Origin of the sequence: Acinetobacter sp. PFS20, assembly GCF_052261015.1 — a bacterium.
Lineage (GTDB): Bacteria > Pseudomonadota > Gammaproteobacteria > Pseudomonadales > Moraxellaceae > Acinetobacter.
In genome coordinates, this window is the sequence record NZ_JBPVZE010000001.1 from 3,576,325 (window position 1) to 3,597,709 (window position 21,385).

The 21,385-nt window shown below is 39.1% G+C and carries 20 protein-coding genes, 1 tRNA gene and 1 pseudogene; 14 read left to right on the forward strand and 8 right to left on the reverse strand.

From position 1 onward, the window contains the following. Window positions 1–5: 5 nt before the first annotated feature. Together adeG and ACS125_RS16965 are read left to right on the forward strand one after the other, a co-directional pair. Window positions 6–3,185, forward strand: a complete 3,180-nt coding sequence (gene adeG / locus ACS125_RS16960; protein ID WP_443273495.1) for a multidrug efflux RND transporter permease subunit AdeG — start codon at window positions 6–8, stop codon at window positions 3,183–3,185. 12 nt (window positions 3,186–3,197) lie between these two features. After that, the gene (locus ACS125_RS16965; RefSeq protein WP_443273497.1) at window positions 3,198–4,673 is read left to right on the forward strand and encodes an efflux transporter outer membrane subunit; all 1,476 of its coding nucleotides are present in this window, start codon (window positions 3,198–3,200) and stop codon (window positions 4,671–4,673) included. 62 nt (window positions 4,674–4,735) lie between these two features. Here the strand turns inward: ACS125_RS16965 and glyA are convergent, their stop codons facing one another. Further along, on the reverse strand, window positions 4,736–5,989 hold the full coding sequence (glyA, locus tag ACS125_RS16970; RefSeq protein ID WP_443273499.1) for a serine hydroxymethyltransferase: 1,254 nt from the start codon (window positions 5,987–5,989) through the stop codon (window positions 4,736–4,738). 61 nt (window positions 5,990–6,050) lie between these two features. On the opposite strand from glyA, the pseudogene ACS125_RS16975 reads away from it, so the two are divergent. Continuing rightward, a pseudogene (locus ACS125_RS16975) lies at window positions 6,051–6,143 on the forward strand (hypothetical protein); the annotation flags it as partial. A gap of 92 nt (window positions 6,144–6,235) precedes the next feature. Here the strand turns inward: ACS125_RS16975 and ACS125_RS16980 are convergent. Continuing rightward, window positions 6,236–7,465, reverse strand: coding sequence for an alpha/beta hydrolase (locus ACS125_RS16980; protein WP_443273501.1), 1,230 nt, complete (start codon window positions 7,463–7,465; stop codon window positions 6,236–6,238). A gap of 252 nt (window positions 7,466–7,717) precedes the next feature. On the opposite strand from ACS125_RS16980, the gene ACS125_RS16985 reads away from it, so the two are divergent. The 11 genes from ACS125_RS16985 to ACS125_RS17035 all read left to right on the forward strand — a co-directional run bounded on the left by ACS125_RS16985 (window position 7,718) and on the right by ACS125_RS17035 (window position 16,884). Next, window positions 7,718–8,404, forward strand: a complete 687-nt coding sequence (locus ACS125_RS16985; RefSeq protein ID WP_004791168.1) for a 3'-5' exonuclease — start codon at window positions 7,718–7,720, stop codon at window positions 8,402–8,404. A 143-nt stretch (window positions 8,405–8,547) separates the two neighbouring features. Then, on the forward strand, window positions 8,548–9,189 hold the full coding sequence (locus ACS125_RS16990; protein WP_443274018.1) for a hypothetical protein: 642 nt from the start codon (window positions 8,548–8,550) through the stop codon (window positions 9,187–9,189). Window positions 9,190–9,289: 100 nt separating this feature from the next. Beyond that, window positions 9,290–9,366 (forward strand) — tRNA-Arg (locus tag ACS125_RS16995). A gap of 116 nt (window positions 9,367–9,482) precedes the next feature. Further along, on the forward strand, window positions 9,483–10,418 hold the full coding sequence (locus tag ACS125_RS17000; RefSeq protein WP_005307103.1) for an ABC transporter ATP-binding protein: 936 nt from the start codon (window positions 9,483–9,485) through the stop codon (window positions 10,416–10,418). Then, on the forward strand, window positions 10,415–11,188 hold the full coding sequence (locus ACS125_RS17005) for an ABC transporter permease (RefSeq protein ID WP_004791025.1): 774 nt from the start codon (window positions 10,415–10,417) through the stop codon (window positions 11,186–11,188). The genes ACS125_RS17000 and ACS125_RS17005 overlap by 4 nt, the downstream gene beginning before the upstream one ends. Continuing rightward, window positions 11,185–11,997 (forward strand): NADPH-dependent 7-cyano-7-deazaguanine reductase QueF, encoded by an 813-nt coding sequence (gene queF / locus ACS125_RS17010; protein WP_443273504.1) that lies wholly within the window; start codon window positions 11,185–11,187, stop codon window positions 11,995–11,997. The genes ACS125_RS17005 and queF overlap by 4 nt, the downstream gene beginning before the upstream one ends. A gap of 23 nt (window positions 11,998–12,020) precedes the next feature. Then, window positions 12,021–12,671: a hypothetical protein gene (locus ACS125_RS17015; RefSeq protein WP_004791021.1), complete on the forward strand. Its 651-nt coding sequence runs from the start codon at window positions 12,021–12,023 to the stop codon at window positions 12,669–12,671. Between the two features lie 127 nt (window positions 12,672–12,798). Further along, the gene (rodA, locus tag ACS125_RS17020) at window positions 12,799–13,941 is read left to right on the forward strand and encodes a rod shape-determining protein RodA (protein ID WP_004791019.1); all 1,143 of its coding nucleotides are present in this window, start codon (window positions 12,799–12,801) and stop codon (window positions 13,939–13,941) included. Window positions 13,942–13,960: 19 nt separating this feature from the next. After that, the gene (gene mltB, locus ACS125_RS17025) at window positions 13,961–14,962 is read left to right on the forward strand and encodes a lytic murein transglycosylase B (protein WP_111854377.1); all 1,002 of its coding nucleotides are present in this window, start codon (window positions 13,961–13,963) and stop codon (window positions 14,960–14,962) included. Between the two features lie 289 nt (window positions 14,963–15,251). Beyond that, on the forward strand, window positions 15,252–15,863 hold the full coding sequence (locus ACS125_RS17030) for a septal ring lytic transglycosylase RlpA family protein (RefSeq protein WP_004791014.1): 612 nt from the start codon (window positions 15,252–15,254) through the stop codon (window positions 15,861–15,863). 571 nt (window positions 15,864–16,434) lie between these two features. Then, window positions 16,435–16,884, forward strand: coding sequence for an Mpo1 family 2-hydroxy fatty acid dioxygenase (locus ACS125_RS17035; protein ID WP_004791012.1), 450 nt, complete (start codon window positions 16,435–16,437; stop codon window positions 16,882–16,884). Window positions 16,885–16,927: 43 nt separating this feature from the next. Here ACS125_RS17035 and ACS125_RS17040 read toward each other — a convergent pair whose 3' ends face one another. The 6 genes from ACS125_RS17040 to rpsB all read right to left on the reverse strand — a co-directional run bounded on the left by ACS125_RS17040 (window position 16,928) and on the right by rpsB (window position 21,302). After that, on the reverse strand, window positions 16,928–17,245 hold the full coding sequence (locus tag ACS125_RS17040; RefSeq protein ID WP_238611777.1) for an AzlD domain-containing protein: 318 nt from the start codon (window positions 17,243–17,245) through the stop codon (window positions 16,928–16,930). 1 nt (window position 17,246) lies between these two features. Then, window positions 17,247–17,963 carry an AzlC family ABC transporter permease gene (locus ACS125_RS17045; RefSeq protein WP_174741163.1) on the reverse strand — a complete coding sequence of 239 codons (717 nt, stop codon included), beginning with the start codon at window positions 17,961–17,963 and terminating at the stop codon, window positions 17,247–17,249. A gap of 93 nt (window positions 17,964–18,056) precedes the next feature. Further along, window positions 18,057–18,881: an AraC family transcriptional regulator gene (locus ACS125_RS17050; protein ID WP_174741165.1), complete on the reverse strand. Its 825-nt coding sequence runs from the start codon at window positions 18,879–18,881 to the stop codon at window positions 18,057–18,059. A 104-nt stretch (window positions 18,882–18,985) separates the two neighbouring features. Next, window positions 18,986–19,471, reverse strand: a complete 486-nt coding sequence (locus ACS125_RS17055; protein ID WP_004791003.1) for a DUF3465 domain-containing protein — start codon at window positions 19,469–19,471, stop codon at window positions 18,986–18,988. A 65-nt stretch (window positions 19,472–19,536) separates the two neighbouring features. Continuing rightward, window positions 19,537–20,412 (reverse strand): translation elongation factor Ts, encoded by an 876-nt coding sequence (tsf, locus tag ACS125_RS17060; RefSeq protein ID WP_004791001.1) that lies wholly within the window; start codon window positions 20,410–20,412, stop codon window positions 19,537–19,539. A 137-nt stretch (window positions 20,413–20,549) separates the two neighbouring features. Continuing rightward, window positions 20,550–21,302, reverse strand: a complete 753-nt coding sequence (rpsB, locus tag ACS125_RS17065) for a 30S ribosomal protein S2 (RefSeq protein WP_002118204.1) — start codon at window positions 21,300–21,302, stop codon at window positions 20,550–20,552. Window positions 21,303–21,385: the final 83 nt, after the last annotated feature.

Below are 21,385 nucleotides of genomic sequence, written 5' to 3' on the forward strand. Positions count from 1 at the left end.
CACATATGAATATTTCTAAATTCTTTATTGATCGGCCGATCTTTGCTGGTGTGTTATCAGTATTGATTCTACTTGCCGGTTTACTTTCGGTATTTAAATTACCGATTTCTGAATATCCGGAAGTTGTTCCACCATCTGTGGTGGTACGTGCTCAATATCCGGGTGCGAACCCAAAAGTGATTGCTGAAACTGTTGCCTCTCCGCTTGAAGAGTCGATCAACGGCGTAGAAGACATGCTGTATATGCAGTCTCAGGCAAACAGTGACGGTAACTTAACCATTACAGTGAACTTTAAGCTCGGTATCGACCCTGACAAAGCTCAGCAATTGGTTCAAAACCGTGTGTCGCAAGCATTGCCCCGCTTACCTGAGGACGTACAGCGTTTAGGTGTCACCACTTTAAAAAGTTCGCCTACATTAACCATGGTTGTGCATCTGACTTCGCCAGATAATCGCTATGACATGACCTACTTGCGTAACTACGCGGTGCTTAACATAAAAGACCGTTTGGCACGCTTACAAGGTGTTGGTGAAGTCGGTTTATTTGGTTCTGGTGACTATGCGATGCGTGTGTGGCTCGACCCACAAAAGGTAGCGCAACGTAATCTCACAGCAACTGAAATTGTGAGTGCAATCCGCGAACAAAACATTCAAGTTGCAGCAGGTACCATTGGCGCATCGCCAACTAATTCTCCTGTACAACTTTCGGTGAACGCTCAAGGCCGCTTAACGACTGAGCAAGAATTTACAGATATCATTTTAAAAACTGCACCAGATGGCGCGGTCACTCGCTTAGGTGATGTTGCTCGTGTTGAACTTGCAGCTTCACAATATGGTTTGCGTTCATTGCTTGATAATAAACAAGCAGTCGCGATTCCAATTTTCCAAGCACCTGGTGCCAATGCATTGCAAGTTTCTGATCAAGTGCGTAGCACGATGAAGGAGCTTTCAAAAGATTTCCCATCTTCAATTAAATACGACATTGTGTACGACCCGACTCAGTTCGTACGTGCCAGTATTAAAGCGGTCGTTCATACCTTACTTGAAGCAATTGCACTGGTTGTTGTTGTTGTAATTTTATTCTTGCAAACATGGCGAGCTTCCATTATTCCATTGCTTGCCGTACCGGTTTCAATTATTGGTACGTTCGCACTCATGCTTGCTTTTGGTTATTCCATCAATGCACTGTCACTATTCGGGATGGTACTCGCCATCGGGATTGTGGTCGATGACGCGATTGTCGTCGTCGAAAATGTCGAGAGGAATATTGAAGCTGGTTTAAGTCCAAGAGATGCAACTTATCGCGCCATGCGAGAAGTGAGTGGGCCGATTATTGCGATTGCCTTAACGCTTGTTGCGGTATTCGTACCTCTTGCCTTTATGACAGGCTTAACAGGGCAATTTTATAAACAATTTGCCATGACGATTGCCATTTCAACTGTTATTTCGGCATTTAACTCACTAACGCTCTCGCCGGCTTTAGCAGCTATGTTACTGAAAGGACATGATGCTAAACCTGATGCATTAACACGCCTTATGAACCGTGTGTTCGGACGTTTCTTTGCGCTGTTTAACCGCGTATTTACCCGTGCGTCAGACAACTATGGTAAAGGCGTAAGTCGCGTTATCTCCCATAAAGCATCGGCAATGGGTGTCTATGCTGCACTTTTAGGTTTAACCGTTGGTATTTCTTATATTGTTCCGGGTGGCTTCGTACCTGCTCAAGATAAACAATATTTGATTAGCTTTGCTCAATTACCAAACGGCGCTTCATTAGATCGTACCGAAGCAGTCATTCGTAAAATGAGTGACACTGCACTTAAACAGCCGGGTGTAGAAAGTGCTGTTGCTTTCCCTGGCCTATCAATTAATGGTTTCACCAACAGCTCAAGCGCCGGTATTGTTTTTGTAACCTTAAAGCCATTCGATGAACGTAAGGCGAAAGACTTATCTGCCAATGCAATTACTGGTGCTCTCAACCAGAAATATTCAGCTATTCAAGATGCCTATATTGCGGTTTTCCCACCGCCACCAGTGATGGGTTTAGGTACTATGGGCGGCTTTAAACTCCAACTCGAAGACCGAGGTGCCTTAGGTTATTCAGCGCTGAATGATGCTGCACAGAACTTTATGAAAGCAGCACAATCAGCTCCTGAACTTGGTCCAATGTTCTCAAGTTATCAAATTAACGTACCTCAACTAAATGTAGATCTGGACCGTGTAAAAGCTAAACAGCAAGGTGTTGCAGTAACAGATGTTTTCAACACCATGCAGATTTATTTAGGTTCTCAGTACGTTAACGACTTTAACCGCTTTGGACGTGTTTATCAGGTTCGTGCACAGGCAGATGCCCCTTTCCGTGCTAATCCTGAAGATATTTTGCAGCTTAAAACCCGTAACAATGCCGGACAAATGGTGCCGTTATCTTCATTGGTGAATGTAACTCAGACTTATGGTCCTGAAATGGTAGTACGTTATAACGGCTACACATCAGCCGATATTAACGGTGGCCCTGCACCAGGTTATTCATCTAGCCAAGCAGAAGCTGCGGTTGAACGTATTGCTGCACAAACCTTACCGCGTGGCATTAAGTTTGAATGGACTGATTTAACTTACCAAAAAATCTTGGCAGGTAATGCAGGACTCTGGGTATTCCCAATTAGTGTATTACTCGTTTTCTTAGTCTTAGCAGCACAATATGAAAGTCTCACCTTACCATTAGCCGTGATTCTGATTGTGCCAATGGGTATCTTGGCGGCTCTGACAGGTGTCTGGCTAACAGGTGGAGATAACAATATCTTTACTCAAATTGGTCTGATGGTACTGGTCGGGCTGGCCTGTAAAAATGCCATCTTAATTGTCGAATTTGCGCGGGAACTTGAAATGCAAGGTGCGACTGCATTCAAAGCTGCTGTTGAAGCAAGTCGTCTACGTTTACGTCCAATTTTAATGACTTCTATTGCATTCATTATGGGTGTCGTACCACTGGTTACCTCAACTGGTGCAGGGTCTGAAATGCGTCATGCCATGGGTATTGCAGTGTTCTTCGGGATGATCGGTGTAACGCTGTTTGGTTTGTTCCTAACCCCTGCCTTTTATGTCCTGATTCGCACACTGAACAGTAAACATAAATTGCATTCGGCAGCAGTTCATGAAGCGCCTTTATCTACCCCACATGATCATTAAGGAGGATATTTGATGGCTACAGCAAAACAAAGCTTATTATTGTCCTCACTGATGGGAAGCCTGCTGCTTGCAGGCTGCTCTTTGGCTCCAGAATATCAACCTGCAAAGGTGATAGTTCCAGTCAAATTTAAAGAGTCTGATCCTAAATTTGAAGACAATAATTGGAAAATTGCCCAACCTGCCGATCAGCAGATTCGAGGTGAATGGTGGCGTGTTTTTAATGATGCTCAATTGAATGAGCTCGAACAACAAGCCATTTCTGGAAACCAGAGTCTTAAAGCGGCAGCGGCTAATATTCAGGCTTCACGTGCGTTACGTTCCGCAGCACAAGCTGAACGTTTGCCAAGTATTGGTGCTGGCTTTGGCCCAACTCGTCAAAAACCCTCTCCTGCTTCATTGGGTTTAGATGACAATGCCCATACATCTGCACAAACCTTATGGCGTGCTCAAGCAAATGTTTCATATGAGCTAGATTTATTTGGTCGTATCGCCAGTAGTGTCAATGCAGCAACAGCTGATGTACAGCAACAAGAAGCTTTATATCAGTCGGCACTTTTAGCCTTACAAGCAGATGTTGCCCAAGGTTACTTTCTCATTCGTCAGCTTGACGCTGAACAAGCAATTTATAATCGCACTATTAAACTGCTTGGCGAGACACGAGATCTCGTTCAAACTCGATTTCAAAATGGCTTAGTCAGCGAATTAGATGTTTCTCGCGCACAGACTGAACTGGCTACCGCCCAAACCAATGCACTGAACATTGCTCGTAACCGAGCCAATGCGGAACATGCACTTGCAGTATTGTTAGGCAAAACACCTGCTGAGTTTAACTTGGCAATTCAACCATTAACTGCAAACAATCTCCGTCTGCCAGCAGGTTTACCATCGGCCTTACTTGAAAGACGACCTGACATTGCTGCTGCCGAGCGTGCGATGGCAGCAGATAATGCACGTATTGGAATTGCACGCGCTGCTTTCTTCCCAAAACTGGACCTAACAGGTGCACTCGGTTATGAATCATCAACTTTAGGTGATTTAGGTAAATGGTCGAGCCGTACATTCTTACTTGGTCCAGTCGCAGGCACTATTTTATCTTTACCATTATTTGACGGCGGGCAACGTAAAGCTGGAGTCGCTCAAGCGCGAGCTGCCTATGAAGAAAGCGTTGCGAATTATCGCCAAACTGTATTGAATGCATTTCGCGAAGTTGAAAATGGTTTATCTGATCAAAGAATTCTCGATCAGCAAATCCAGGCTCAAAGCCAAGCACTTTCTTCTTCTCGCCATGCAAATCAGCTGTCTCATCTACGTTATCGAGAAGGTGCAATTAGCTATCTTGATGTGATTGATTCAGATCGGACTATTTTGCAACAAGAGCAACTTTCCGCACAGCTTAACGGCACTAGAATGATGGCTAGTGTAAATTTAATCCGTGCATTAGGTGGTGGCTGGCATGATGCCGAGTCATCGGCAAAATCTAAAAGTTAATTCTTCCATAATTAACTTGATATAAAAAAAGCGCCGTATGGCGCTTTTTTTATATTTACAACTTATTGTGCGTATACAGGGAATTTTGCACAAACAGTTTCAACTTTCGCTTTTACATCAGCAATAACTTTTTCGTCACCTTTGCTGTCAATCACGTCAGCGATCCAAGCAGCAAGTTCACGAACTTCAGCTTCACCGAAACCACGAGTTGTTACCGCTGGAGTACCGATACGGATACCAGAAGTCACAAATGGAGAACGTGGGTCATTTGGAACTGAGTTTTTGTTCACAGTAATGTGAGCAGCACCTAACCAAGCATCTGCATCTTTACCAGTTACATCTTGCTTGATTAAAGATAACAAGAATAAGTGGTTTTCTGTACCACCAGAAACAACGTCATAACCACGAGCGATTAACACTTCAGCCATAGCTTGAGCATTTTTCACAACTTGTTGTTGGTAAGCTTTAAACTCATCAGACATTGCTTCTTTGAAGCAGATTGCTTTAGCAGCAATCGCATGCATCAATGGACCACCTTGGTTACCAGGGAATACAGCTGATTGAAGTTTTTTCTCGATTTCTTCATTCGCTTTCGCAAGGATTAAACCAGAACGTGGACCACGAAGTGTTTTGTGAGTCGTAGTTGTAGTTACGTCAGCAATTTGAACTGGGTTTGGATATACGCCAGCAGCTACAAGACCTGCAACGTGAGCCATATCAACAAAAAGGTAAGCGCCAACTTTGTCCGCGATATCACGGAAACGTTGCCAATCTACAACACGGCTGTAAGCAGAGAAACCAGCAACGATCATACGTGGCTTGTGCTCTAATGCTAAGCGTTCAACTTCTTCATAATCGATCTCGCCAGTTTCAGCGTTTAGACCGTATTGAACTGCATTATAAGTTTTACCAGAGAAGCTTACTTTAGCACCGTGAGTCAAGTGACCACCGTGAGCCAAGCTCATACCTAAAACAGTATCGCCTGGGTTAAGAAGCGCTAGATAAACAGCAGAGTTAGCTTGTGAGCCAGCGTGTGGTTGAACGTTTGCGTAATCTGCACCAAAAAGTTCTTTAGCACGATCAATCGCCATTTGCTCAATGATATCCACATATTCGCAACCGCCATAATAGCGTTTACCTGGATAACCTTCTGCATATTTATTCGTAAGTTTTGATCCTTGCGCTTCCATCACAGCAGGAGAGCAATAGTTTTCAGAAGCAATTAACTCGATATGTGCTTCTTGACGCTCACCTTCAGAAGCAATTGCTTGAGCTAATTCTGGATCAAATTCAGAAATGGAAATATTGGCAAACATTAGCGGGGGTCCTATAAAATTAGGGCTTTTAAGCCGTGCTAAGATTGCGACATATTGTAGCATGAACTTTATAATTAAACAGAATGAAGTTAGCTCAGTTTTAAATAAAAATGGCTCAAGTTTTATAAAAAATGAGCCATTGTTTATAAATCAATAAAAAAGCTGGTTTAAAGCTTATATGTTAAATTTTTTCCTCATTCACTTTAGCTTACAATAATGTTAAAAATACTTTAAATATCAATAACTCTATTGTGCTGTTAGCAAGGTCTGAACATTTCCAACAATGTTGTCTACATTACTACTCATCGCCGTGCCATGGTCCCAGTTACCAGTCACATAACTATTAATTTTAGTACCTACGACAGTGGCATTAGATATCAAAATATCTGTAGCTACTTTAGGAACTGTTGTATCTGCTACCCCCTGATAAATAATGATTGGTGTAGATACTTTTGCCTGTAAAGGTTGAGAATCTTTATCTAAGAATGTTTTAACCAAGGGTACTGCCATAAAGTTAGGTTGTGTACGTGTAAAACCGTCCAATGTGCCGCCATGTGTTGCTGCGTAGGTTTGCATATTAACTACCAAAGCTTGAGCTAATGGCCCCGCACAAATCGTTTCTGCCTGCTGTGCTGTACTTTCTGTTTGTGAAGTAAATACCTGCGAATAATTAAAACTTGGCTGTGTATTTCGAATACCTGCTGTAACTAACGCAGTATAGGTATCAAGCTGTGCATACATCGGAATCTTTTTATCTATAGTTGTATTAGCAACAGCTTGTTCACCTGCAACTAAAATAAAACCTAAATTAGAAGCTGGTGCTACGGCTACTGTACCTTTATAGTCTAGCTGTGCACGACTCGCATATTGTGCAGCACTCAACGCAGCATGTCCCCCTTGGGAATGTCCGACTGTAAGCCATTTTTTTGAAGTTAATAAGTTACGCTGTGATAAATAGTTACGCGTTGCAACCACAGCATCTGTAATTGAGAAAGCCTCACTTTTAACATTTAAAAATGGATGTATGCCTGAAGTACCTAAACCTTCATAGTCTGGTGCAACAACAACATAACCAGCTGCAAGTAACTTACTAATTAAATCTTTTGTACTGTCTGTTAAAGCTGCTTTACTCGGTGCACAGGCATCAGCAACACCTGTAGTGCCATGTGCCCAGACTACAATTGGCCAACCTCCTACTGGTGGTGGAGTATTTGGTGTAAATACCAAACTGGTTGCCTGTACTTCTTGACCACTTTGACCCAACATTTTATAAGTCAAAATACTACTTTCTGCTGCCACACTTCCTAAGTTAGTACTTGTGTAAGCTTCAACTTTAACAACTGGATTTTGAATATTATTGATTGGTGTCCCGGATGGATTAGTAGGAGCTGGGCCATCATCACTACTCCCTCCTCCACAAGCGACTAAAAATAAACTCGTGCTAAGAACACTGGTCATGAACAGTTTCATTTTCATTGGTATATCTTCCCTTAAATTCCATTTTTGTTGTGCTTTAGTTTTTTAATCAACATTTTCTAATGCCTTAAAAACAATTACGCCTAAACTTAATTTTTGGCAAGTCATATTTGAGCAAAATTAATCCATGAAAGACTCTATTTTTGAGCATGAATTGTCATTCTCGCTAATTTCTGGCTCTACTCCATGTTTTAAAGTGAATAGCCAACTGTTACCATTCATAGCTACTCGTAATTATTTGAAAGGCCAAATATGCAAGCCATTATTTTAGATACAGAAACACATACACTAAATGGTTTGCCTATTGAAATCGCGTATGCCCCGATTGAACTTAATGAAGGCAAACTCACCTTAGATAAAAGCAAATTGTTTGATCAGCTCTATCAAGTGGGTACTCCTATTTCTTACGCGGCTATGGCAGTTCACCATATATTAGAGTCAGATTTAGAAAACCAGCCCCACTATAAAACCTTTGAATTACCAGAGACCACAACTTATATTATTGGTCACAATATTGATTACGATATTGCCGCAATTGCTCGTTGTGGTGTTGATGTATCGAATATTAAACCGATTTGCACTTTAGCTTTAGCACGTAAAGTTTGGCCTGAAGCAGAAGCACATAATATCTCCGCCCTCATTTATATGATTTCACAAGGCAGCAGTAAAGCTCGTGAATTACTCAAAGGTGCACACCGTGCCGATGCCGATATTATTTTGACTGCCAATATTTTGATGCATATTGTCTATCATTTAAATATTCAAGATATTGAAGAGCTATACCGAGTTTCTGAAGAAGCACGTATCCCCACGACGGTTAACTTTGGTAAGCATAAAGGCACAGCAATTGCTGAACTTCCTAAAGACTATATTCAATGGTTATTACGCCAAGATGAGCTTGATATTTACCTTCGCAAAGCATTAGAAAGTGTACTTTAATGACTTAAATAGATGATATTCATCAATTCTTCATCATATTGTCATTTTTGAGTTTTATGGTTAACCCCATTTATATTTTATTAAAAACAGCACTGTTCAACTCAGAAGATTGAACAGTCTGATTTTTTTTATATTGGGGAAACATAATGGCTGGTTTTTATAGAACCAATTTAGGAAGAGTTGCGCTTCAACAACGCAATATTGTTTTAAATGCAAAACAAAGACGTTTATTACTCTTAATAGACCATGAAGATTTTCAAAACTTAAATGTTGAATTTAAAAAACGTATTGCTTCTCCAGAATTGATTCAACAGCTTGTCGACTTAGAACTTATTGCCTCAACTGCCTCTACAGAAACGTTAACTGATGAAGAAATTATTTTAAAAACATCCCCATCCCCAATAAATAAAGTAGAAGAAAATCAAAAAGAATCTGTTGGTAGCTCCATAGCACATTCCCCAAATATTGTTGGAGAAATCCAGCTTTCCGAACAAAAAACTTTAGATCAGTCCAGTACTACATATTTTCAACCAGTAATACCTTCTAAGGCTCTTTCTTTCGAAGAAATACAACTATTAATGATGAAAACGCTTAGCAGTTATTGTGGACTAATGACTAAACCACTAGTTCAAAAAATAGAGAAAACGACTACAATACAAGAGCTTAAATTATGTCAGATGCAGTGGATTACCAGTTTACAAGAATCACGGATTCCTCCTCAGGAACTTGCAAGTGCTTTACATACAATTAACTATTCAATTCAGCTTCTTCAAGAAAGTATATAAATATTAAACAACTTGCTGTTTAATTAAGCATTAAATTCACTTGGCACGTATTTCGTGCTTTACCTGCCAGTGTTTTTTTCCTATGATGTGCCCCACGCATGCGCTCGTAGCTCAGTTGGATAGAGTACAGGTTTCCGAAACCTGGGGTCGTGGGTTCGATCCCCGCCGGGCGCACCAGCTTTTATATAATAATTTCTCAATTTCTCTTAATTTTATAAAATTCCGACTATTTTACTTGGTTTATTAATCATTATCGCTCAAAATATACCCCTCTTTCATAATGTGAGAATTTCATGACTGATGCTTTGGTTTTAAGAGATTTGTCCAAAACATATCGTAATGGTTTTCAGGCGTTAAAAGGTATTAACCTCACTGTGCCTGAAGGTGAATTTTATGCGTTGTTAGGCCCAAATGGTGCCGGCAAATCAACAACCATTGGTATTATCAGCTCCCTCACGAAAAAAACCTCAGGAACTGTTGAGATTTTTGGGCATAATCTCGATACCCATCCATCTCTGGCAAAACAGCAGCTTGGTGTCGTTCCTCAAGAATTTAACTTTGGACAGTTCGAAAAAACATTCGATATTTTGGTCACTCAAGCTGGCTATTATGGAATCCACAAAAAGATTGCAGAAAAACGTGCAGAACATTATTTAGAAAAGCTCGGTCTTTGGGAAAAACGTAATATACAAGCACGTATGCTATCTGGTGGTATGAAGCGTCGTTTGATGATTGCCCGTGCCATGATGCATGAGCCTAAACTTCTTATTCTAGATGAACCTACTGCCGGTGTAGATATTGAATTACGCCGTTCTATGTGGGATTTTCTGACTGAAATGAACGAAAGCGGTACTTCTATTATTTTAACGACCCACTATTTAGAAGAAGCAGAAATGTTGTGTCGTCAAATTGCGATTATTGACCGCGGTGTAATTAAAGAAGATACCAGCATGAAGAACTTCCTTAATCAGCTCAATGAAGAATCATTTATCTTCGATTTAGCCGAACCGATTGGGCCGCTTCAGTTAAATATTATTGGTGTAAAGTTTAACTTAATCGATAGCAATACATTAGAAGTAACGATGGATAGAGCGCATACATTAAATGACCTATTCCAGCTATTAGAATCTCAAGGTATTCGTGTTCGTAGTATGCGCAATAAATCGAACCGTTTAGAAGAGTTATTTGTCAAAATGGTCGAGAAAAATCTTGAAGGAGAGGCAAAATGAATTTTAGCCAACTGCAAATTGCTCTCTGGACCATCGTTCGTAAAGAAGTACGCCGTTTTCTACGCATTTGGCCACAAACCTTATTACCACCGGCAATTACAATGAGTTTGTACTTTGTCATTTTCGGTAATTTGGTGGGTTCACGCATTGGACAAATGGGTGGTGTGAGCTACATGCAATTTATTGTGCCCGGTTTAATTATGATGGCGGTCATTACCAATAGTTATGCCAACGTTTCTTCAAGTTTCTTTAGTGTGAAATTCCAAAAAAGTATTGAAGAACTCATCATGAGTCCCGTGCCACTCCATATCATTTTATGGGGCTATGTAATTGGCGGTATTTGCCGTGGTGTATTAGTGGGTGCTATTGTGACTGCAATGAGCATGTTCTTTACTGACCTTTTCATACATAACTGGTTCGTAACTATATATACAGTCTTAATTACATCGGTTCTTTTCTCATTAGGTGGTTTTATTAATGCAGTCTATGCAAAATCATTTGATGATATTTCTATTATTCCCACCTTTGTTCTTACACCCTTAACTTATTTAGGTGGTGTGTTTTATGCCATTAGTGCACTTGGTCCTTTTTGGCAAAAACTTTCTTTAATTAACCCTATTGTTTATATGGTTAATGCTTTCCGTTTCGGCATTTTAGGTCATAGTGATGTGAATGTTTCATTCTCTTTAATCATTGTGACATCATGCTGTGTTGTACTTTACGGAATTGCTTACTATTTACTTGCTCGTGGTTCAGGAATGCGTGAATGAGTGTCGAACAGTCTTTATTGGGTAAAGAAACCCAATATCCAACTAATTATCAACCTGATGTTTTATTTCCAATTGCCCGTGCTCAGTCTCGTGAAAGCTATTCACATATTGAAGGCATTACTCAAGGTAAAGATTGGTGGCATGTTTTTGAAATCTCATGGTTAAACGCTCATGGTATTCCACAAGTTGCGATTGGCAGAATTACACTGCCCGCTTCTTCACCTAATTTGATTGAGTCAAAGTCATTAAAACTCTACTTCAATAGTCTTAATTTCACTCAATTTGATTCGAAAGATTCATTCATTGAAACGGTTGAAAAAGATCTCTCAGCTGCTGCGGGTGCAAAAGTTGAATTAACCTTATTTCAGGTTGATGATTTAGATATCTCTAAACCTCAAGGCATTTGTATTGATGACCTTATTCCAGAACGTTTAGAGCATCATCCTGATGCAACTCTTTTAAAACGAGATGAGGCTGGTGAAGAAGTTGAAATTGAGCTGTATTCTCATCTTTTGAGAAGTAACTGCCCAGTCACGGGACAACCAGATTGGGGTACAGTTTTTATTCGTTTTAAAGGCAAAAAACCTTGTTATCGTAGTGTTTTAGCTTATATTATCTCGTACCGTCAGCATAACGGCTTTCACGAACAGTGTGTTGAACAGATTTTTGCCGATATTTGGCAAAATCTAGAGCCTGAGAAGCTGATGGTTTATGCAACTTATACTCGTCGCGGCGGACTTGATATTAACCCTTGCCGAGTATCGGATCTTTCATGGATGCCAAAACCGATTCGATTGGCACGACAATAAAACGAATAATTTGAGGATACACCATGCCGTTTTTTGGTTTTACCCCTTCTGAAGGCTTATTGAACGATATACAAACTGGAATTGCGAATAAAAATTCTAGCGAACCTTTATATCCACTTCGCGATAAGATTGCTTTACAACTTAATGAAGAGATTATTGATAATGTCTTAATTCAGTTAGTTCAGCATTTTCCTGCAAGTGAAAAGCGCGATACTGCCGAAAAACTAGCAGGCTATGTCAAATCAACTGTTGCTGTTCTTTTAAAGCAATTGTTAAGCAAAGCACCAAATGATGTGGTTAAACAATCAGTAGAGTTTTCTGAAAAAAGCTTATTTAAAGACCCACAAGGCCAATATAAAGTAGGCGTAAATTTAGATGCAGGTTTAGTGACTAACCTTAAGCATAACTTTGCTGAGCTTGAAGCAGGCAATGACATTAATAAAGCTGCTTTAGCCGAGTTATATAAACAATTCGGCGATGCCATGATTAAACACTTCATGTCTGATTTTAATAAAACATTAGATCTTGGGATGATTAAGCGTAAAGCAGCCGATATTGGTGCAGCAGCTGTAACAAAAGCTGTTCACATTGCGATCGACAAATTGATTCCAAGCTTAAATCGTACTGAACTAAAAGCGATGGCTGAATATCATGATGGTTTATTCTTTAACTAATAAAAAATAGACTATCGGAAACCTAGCGAAAGCTAGGTTTTTTTATTGCAAAATATTGATATACATTGCCATTAACCAAGTTTATGTTAGCATGCGCCAAGCACTGATTGACCTTAGTTAACGCCGCATGTCTCCTAGTCCGCAATATAAATTTTTACGCCAAGCTCCTCGAGATGGTCTTAGCACTGCTATGCAACCTTCAAAGTGGCAACAACTCCATGTTGACCCTTGGCTATGCCTATTTCTGCTCTTAAATGCGCTATTAGGTTTAACCGTACTATATAGTGCTTCTGCACAAGATGTAGGGTTAGTGAGTAAACAAGCCATGAGTTTTGGTATTGGTTTTCTAGTGATGATTGGCCTAGCCCAAATTCCACCTAAGGTCTATCAAGCTTTTTCACCCTATTTTTATTTATTTGGCTTATTTTCACTTTTGGCAGTCATGATATTTGGTGAAGTCCGAATGGGTGCTCAGCGTTGGATTGATATTCCTGGTTTCGGAAGTGTGCAACCCAGTGAATTCATGAAAATCGGCATGCCCATGATGATTGCCTGGTTTTTAGCACGTAAACCCCTTCCCCCTAGTTTTTCACAAGTTGTTTTATCATTAATGTTAATTGGTATTCCTTTTTTATTGATTGCAGAACAACCTGACTTAGGGACATCACTTTTAGTATTAGCAAGCGGTATATTTGTTTTATTTTTAAGTGGGCTATCGTGGCGTATGATCGGTGCTGCGGGAGCCTGTGCCGCGGTGGTCATTCCGATTGCTTGGGAATTTCTTTTACACGACTACCAACGTCAAAGGGTTTTAACTTTACTTGATCCAGAGGCAGATGCACTCGGTACTGGTTGGAATATTATTCAATCTAAAACTGCAATTGGTTCTGGTGGTTTTTCAGGTAAAGGATTTCTTGAAGGTACCCAATCACATTTGCACTTTTTACCTGAAGGTCATACCGACTTTATTATTGCTGCGTACTCCGAAGAGTTTGGGCTTATCGGTGTACTTATTTTAGTTATTCTTTATTTTGCTATTATTTTTAGAACATTCCAAATCGGTTTACAAAGCTTCCATAACTATGGACGTTTAGTTGCTGGCGCCTTTGGTTTGTCTTTTTTTGTGTATGTATTTGTAAATGCGGGAATGGTCAGTGGTATTTTACCTGTAGTAGGTGTTCCTTTACCTTTTATGAGTTATGGCGGAACAGCTATTATTACTTTAATGGCCACCTTTGGTTTAGTCATGTCCATTCATACACATCGATAATCTGGAATTTTAAAACGATATGTTGTCTCAACACTTAAATAAAACTTTAAAAATGCTCGCTTTGTGTACTGGTTTAATCAGTACAAGTCACTTCGCTCAGGCCAACGATTTTGCCACGCATCCTGATTATGTAAATTTTAAACAAAAAACGATGAGTGCTTATGGTTTAAGTGGCGATCAAGTTGATGCAGCTATGAATGGTGCAAAAAATTTACCAAACATTCTAAATATTATGACTCGTCCAGGTGAAAGCAAACCTTGGTATGACTATCGCTCTATGTTTTTGGTTGAAGGAACAATTCAACGTGGTGTCCGTTTTAAAAACCAATATGCAGATGCTTTAAACCGTGCTGAACAACAATATGGTGTATCTCAAGCTGTCATTTTGGGCATCTTGGGTGTTGAGACAGGTTATGGCGCAAATAAAGGTTCATTTATTACACGTGATGCATTAGCCACACTTGCTTTTGGCTACCCTCGCCGTGCTGAATATTTTGGAGATGAACTCGCGGCTCTTATTGCATGGACCTATAAAGAAGGTTATCCAACAAGTAGTATTGTAGGTTCCTATGCAGGTGCAATTGGCTATCCACAATTTATGCCGAGTAATATTAGTAAATATGGGGTCGATTATGATGGTAATGGACACATCGATTTAAGAAACTCTGCAGAAGATGCAATCGGTTCAATCGCAAATTACTTAGCAAAACAAGGATGGCAACGCGATCAACCTATCGGTTTCATGGCACGTTACACAGGGTCAAATCCAGACAGTGTTATTGCTAAAGATTTAACTCAACCTTTTCCATATGGTGCATTAAAGACACTCGGGATTTCACCCTTAAATCCTTTAGTTAAAATTGATGATTTGGATATGGTGAATGTTATTCAATTACAAGACTATAATGGTCCAATTTATTATTTGACTTACCCGAATTTTCAAGTAATTACGACCTATAATAAGAGCCGTATGTATGCGACTGCTGTATGGTTATTAGGCACTGAAGTGGCTAGCCGATAGGCTAGCTTTTTTATTAGTTATGTAAAAGTCAATAAATATTTTTGTTAAATAGATCACAATACGCACAAATTTAATATTTTGTTACACTTTTGATTATTTTTTAACCCAGAACTGTAAGTTTTTGCCCTTTTTGTAACTATTTCTCGTTAAAGACTAGACACTCTCCGTAAGCGATGAATATCATCCACCCCAATGTAGCAATTGCAAAAGTGAATAATAAGACATGTTCACTTTAAATTTCAGTCAATCGCTGAAAGAAAAAAGTACATGTTCTCAGGAGTTTATACAAATGCAGTTATCGCTGAAATACGTTCTTGCACTGACGGCTAGTTTAAGCATAGCCCCATTGCACGCTGAAATGGTGCAATCTTCATCATTAAATAGTGATGTAGATGGTTCTAATTTAGCAGCACGTGTATTGAGTAAAGATACTCAAAATTTTAATTCTCGTTTTTCTAACATTAACAGTCTTTCAATCACTGAACGTTCTGGCGATCAAATCCGTCGTCAAGCGATCGCAGCAAAAATTGAAATCCCTGAAGATGAGCCTTCAGTGATTGAAAAACTTAACACAGTAGCTTCAAACACTGTTCGTAAGTTTAGCCAAACTGGTATGGCTTCATGGTATGGTCGTCAATTCCATGGTCGCAAAACAGCAAGTGGTGACACATTCGATATGAATGCGCTTACTGCTGCTCACCGTAGCCTACCGTTGAACTGTTACATTCGAGTAACGAATAAAGACAATGGCAAAAGTGTGGTTGTAAAAGTAAATGACCGTGGTCCTTTCCATGGCAATCGTGTACTTGACCTATCTTACGGTGCAGCTAAACGTCTTGGTATTACCAATGCTGGAACTGCAAAAGTAAATATTGAGCGCGTTGATGGTCCAACTTCATAAGTTATAGACTCTAGAGCTCATGTAAAAAGCCGCAATTTTTCTGCGGCTTTTTTTATGTTTTAAACTATAAAAATAATTCCTAGCTTAAGGTAAAAAAATTATCTTTTTTAACCCTTCTCCAACCCCAGTTTTGATTATTTTTCGAACAAAAAATTTCTTTTATTTTATCAAAGTCTATTTCGCCTCTAAATTGCGCTTAGAGCGACCTTAATAAATTTGCGCTACCCTAGTACCATTTTTCTAAAATAAGGGCTATTTATGGCGTTTTTAGAGTAGATGAGTAGAGCTTTTTCACACAATTTTCCCACTCATCTCAAAATTACACTTTTTTTGATGTTTTCATCATTGAGCAACACAGAAAAAATATTATGAAATATTGCACTCTTTTTTGAGTTCAAATGGACTATTTTTTCAATCATCGCCACATTATTTTTTCTTCCACCCCTTCCTCAGTTTTTACTGCCAAGTTGCTATAGTTGAATAGTGTGGGTTTCTTGTCGAACTCCTCCAGAACAGGCTAAAATATATCCAGAAAAAATAAATCAAAGTTAAAACAAGGAGTGTGCCATTAATGAAATCCGTTACAGAATGGTTTGACGAATATAGCGAAAGCCATCAAAACCCAACCAATAAACAAATTCACTGGCTCTGCGTTCCTGCCATTTTATTTTCTATTATTGGAATCATTGCCCATTTCAGTACCTTGCTCACTGCTCTATTACTTGTACTCACTTTAGTATTTTATGCTCGTTTAGATCTTGTACTTGCTGTTGCTATGGCAGCTTTACTTGTTGTTATGGCGTGGCTCATTTACACCCTACCTGTAGGAGTAGGATTTTATATTGCTATTTTTGTAATTGCTTGGATCGGACAGTTCTATGGCCATAAAGTTGAGGGTAAAAAACCATCTTTCTTTAAAGATTTACAATTTTTACTCATTGGCCCGGTCTGGTGTATGGATGCTTATCTAGGAAAAATCTTACCTAAATGGAAAAGTAGACAAAAACACGCTATATCCTAATTGTTGAATTAAAGCTGGATCATCTCGATTCAGCTTTTACATTTTAGTAATTTATTAGAAAATTTATAAAATAGAAAAAAACCAAACTAGCAATAACACTTAAAAGCACTTTCTTCAGATAAAGGGCAATCACAATACAGAAGATTGCTGCATAAATATAAGGATTATCAATAATTCCTTTTAAATTATCGCCATCAAAAAAAACAACTGGAATACAAATTGCTGTTAATAAACAAGGTGCAGAATAATTAAGCATCTTATTCATAATAATTGGTAATTTAATTTTAACGTTAGGTTCTAAAAAATAATAACGATTAAAAAAGACGATTGCTGCCAAACCTAAAATCATAAACCAAGACATATTATTGCTCCTTACCTATTTTTTCAGTTAACACAGCAACCAACATCCCTATTAATCCTGAAAGTAAAATTGCCCCTTCAACTTGATACAATTTAAAGAAAAATCCGCTGAAACAAGTCATTAGGACACCCGCAATTACAGGTAACCCCTTACATAGCGGCACGATCATGGCAATAAAAATAGCCACAATGGAAAAATCTAAATGATAATTTAGTAAATCTGGAATCACTGTTGCCAAAAGTATTCCAACCAAGCTAAAAACTACCCAGAATAAATAAAAAGACAGACCTGCACCCAACAGATATTCTGGCTGTCTTTTTTCGCCGGATACACACACCGCAAATAATTCATCTGTTAATAAAAAACCCACACTTAACCGTTTCGAAAGAGACAAAGCAGAAATGTCATTTCTTAAAGTTAATGCATAAATAAAATGCTGAGCCGTTAAAAAGAAAATCGTCACATAAATTGTAAAAGTAGATGCCCCTTCTATTACCATGCTTAAACTAACTAATTGAGCTGCTCCAGCAAAAACAATTCCCGACATCGCAAAGGCTTTATAAAAAGATAAACCTGCATGAATTGCCATAGAGCCTGCCAAAATTGCCCACGGAATAACAGAAATTGACAAGGGCAAAATATCCATTGCACCACGTAAAAAAAGATAGGATGGCTTATTTTTTGGAAACCTCACCAACTGATGAAGTTGAATATTCATATATAAAATCCAAGATAAAAGATCTCTCTATAAAATGCGTAATGAGAGTTGATTTATATTGAATAAAATTGCTGTAAATAAATTTTTAATAATCTAGTTATTTAGGCTAACTACATATTGAGTAGGCGTCACTCCCATTGCTTTTTTAAAGTGACGATTAAAATGGCTTTGATCAGAAAAACCACATTGCTGTGCCACCATCGCAATTTGGTCACCCTGTTTTAATAATTGTCTTGCTTTTTGTAAGCGTGCTTGAACAAGCCAAGCATGAGGTGGCAAGCCCACATATTTTTTAAATTGTCTTAAGAAGTGCCATGCGCTTAGACCCACCATATCAGCCAGATCTTGCAAAGAAAAATTCGTTTCAGGCATTTCTATTAGTAATTCTTTAACTCTTAATATTTTTGAATATGCTTCTGGCAACTCACAAAAAGTATGATTTGATTTACCATGTCGCTTCATTAGACAGGCTAAAGTTGATAAATACATTGTTTCTTTAAGTAAAAAATTATCTTTTTGTTCTAATAAATCAAAGAGTAAACAAAGTTGTTGAGCCAGACCTAAGTCACGAATGACAGCTTGAGGAAACCATGGAGCTCCGCGTGAATTTTCAAAAAAATCTTGGCTGACTTCTGCCAACATTTCAGGTGTAGGATAAATTGCCCGATATCGCCAACCTGATTCAACAGCAGATGAGCCCGTATGAATTTCGTCAGCATTTACTAAAATAATATCGCCTTTGGGAGCTACATGCAGCTGGCCCGTCCTAAAAAAAGACTGTGCTCCCTCTTCAATTACACCAATACAGTACCCTTCATGAGTATGCTTCGAAAATTGTGTTTGGTGATAATGTGCTTTTAGTAACTCTAAACCGCCCAGCTCTCGCACATGCAGATAATCGGCTTGCTCCCGCTGCATAAATACGTCTCATCTATTCAATAAAAAAACCATAGCATGTTTTAAGAAACTGAATAGAATAAAATTGCTCTATAAAAACAATCTCTTTATTTGTTTATTCGGCTTTATTGGTAGATTTGCCCATCATGTTTGAGCCAACCGCTTTCATGACGATTTTGTGGATCACGATGTGTCCAGTGCAATACACCGCCTTTTGGGTTATATTCATATTCACCGTAAAACTCTACCGCATCACCTTTTTTCAAATTAGGAATTTTAGGTGCTAAATCAATATTATGTGCGACTAAAATTGAAAGGCCATTTTTTAGTACAAGAATAAATTTCTGGTGTCTCGACCCATCATTATCATCTCTTAAAATTGCTTTTACTCGGCCACTTCCCTGCACTTGAACATTACTTTGTCTCTGCTCATAAGCAGCTTTTATTGTATCCGCCCCATTATTTGAAAGTGTAGTTTCAGTATGCTGAGCTTCGGGTATGACTAATGATGGCGATTGATTTTGCTTATGCCCAGATAAATCCAGACCAAAATATGCAGCAATCAATAAAATTATGACACCACCAATACTGAGATTTTTTTTATTTGTCATTTTCTACCCTTAATTTAACTGAGATAAAAAAAGCCCCAATGGGGCTTTTTTTATTGTGATACGAATTACTTCGCAGCAGCTTGAGCAGCAGCAACTTCTTCAGCGAAGCTCATTTCTGCTTTTTTCTCAATACCTTCACCAACTTCGAAACGTACGAAGTTAGCAACAGTAGTACCAGTTGCTTTTAATACATCAGCAACTTTTTTGTCGTTGTCAATTACGTACATTTGACGATCAAGAGCAACTTCGTTCAAGTATTTATCAACTGAACCAGTTACCATTTTCTCAACGATGTTAGCTGGCTTACCAGACTCTAACGCTTTCGCTTCAGCAATTTCTTTTTCTTTAGCGATAAGGTCAGCAGGAACAGCTTCAGCATTTACAGCTACTGGGTTGAATGCAGCAACGTGCATTGCAATACCTTTACCAGTGTCAGCATCACCAGTATAAGAAACTACAACACCGATTTTTAAACCGTGTTTGTAGATAGCCAAGTTTTCGCCTTCAACGATTTTCGCACGACGAACTTGGATGTTTTCACCGATTTTTTGAACAAGCGCAATACGAGCTTCTTCAACTGTTTGACCGTCTGCTAATTTTAATTCAGCGATTTTAGCAGCATCAGTTTCACCAGCAGCTAAAGCAGCAGTAGCAACAGCTTTAGAGAAGTTAGAGAAGTTTTCGTCTTTAGCAACGAAGTCAGTTTGACAGTTAACTTCAACTAGGATTGCTTTGTTGCCTTCTTGAACGATTGTGATTGCACCGTCAGCAGCAATGTTACCAGCTTTTTTAGCAGCTTTAGCTTGACCAGATTTACGAAGGTTATCAATAGCAAGCTCGATGTCACCGTTCGCTTCTGTTAATGCTTTTTTGCATTCCATCATTGCAAGACCAGTACGGTCACGTAATTCTTTTACCATGCTTGCAGTAATTGCAGTCATGTTGATCTCCTAAAATCGGTAGAAAATAAATCTTTTCAACAAAAACGGCCCAAAGAAACTCTGGGCCGTTTGCACTCTCGACGCTTAATTTGCCACCATTACATGTCGCAAAAATGACAAGCATGCGTCAAAACGCATTAAGCCTCAGAAGCGTCTTTCGCAGCGTCATCGCCTTTTGCTTGAGCGTTCGCTTGAGATTGAGCGTATTCTTTACCAGCAAGAATTGCGTCAGCCATAGCTGAAGCATATAGAGTTACTGCACGGATCGCATCGTCGTTACCCGGAATAACGTAATCAACGTTGTCTGGATTAGAGTTTGTATCAACGATACCGATAACAGGAATACCTAAGTTCTTCGCTTCTTTGATTGCAATCGCTTCGTGATCAACGTCGATTACAAATAATGCGTCAGGTAAACCACCCATGTTTTTAACGCCGCCTAAAGAACGCTCAAGTTTTTCCATCTCACGAGCACGTTCTAAAGCTTCACGTTTAGTAAGCTTAGCAAAAGTACCGTCTTGAGATTGAGTTTGAAGATCTTTTAAACGGTTGATAGATTGGCGAAGTGTTTTCCAGTTCGTCAACATACCACCTAACCAACGGTGGTCTACATATGGTTGACCAGCGCGTTGAGCTTGTTCACGGATGATGTTAGAAGCAGCACGTTTTGTACCAACGAACAAAACTTTGTTCTTTTTGCTTGCTAATTGGTTAGCGAAGTTCAAAGCATCATTTAACGCAGGAACAGTGTGCTCAAGGTTGATGATGTGAATTTTGTTACGCGCGCCAAAAATGTATTGACGCATTTTTGGGTTCCAGAAACGAGTTTGGTGACCAAAGTGCGCGCCTGCTTGAAGAAGGTCACGCATGCTTACGTTGTAATCTGCCATTTTCTTTACCTTAAAAGTTGGGTTAGGCCTCCATATATCCGCATTCTCCACCCTTTTACAGGCACCCAGAGTAATGTGACGAT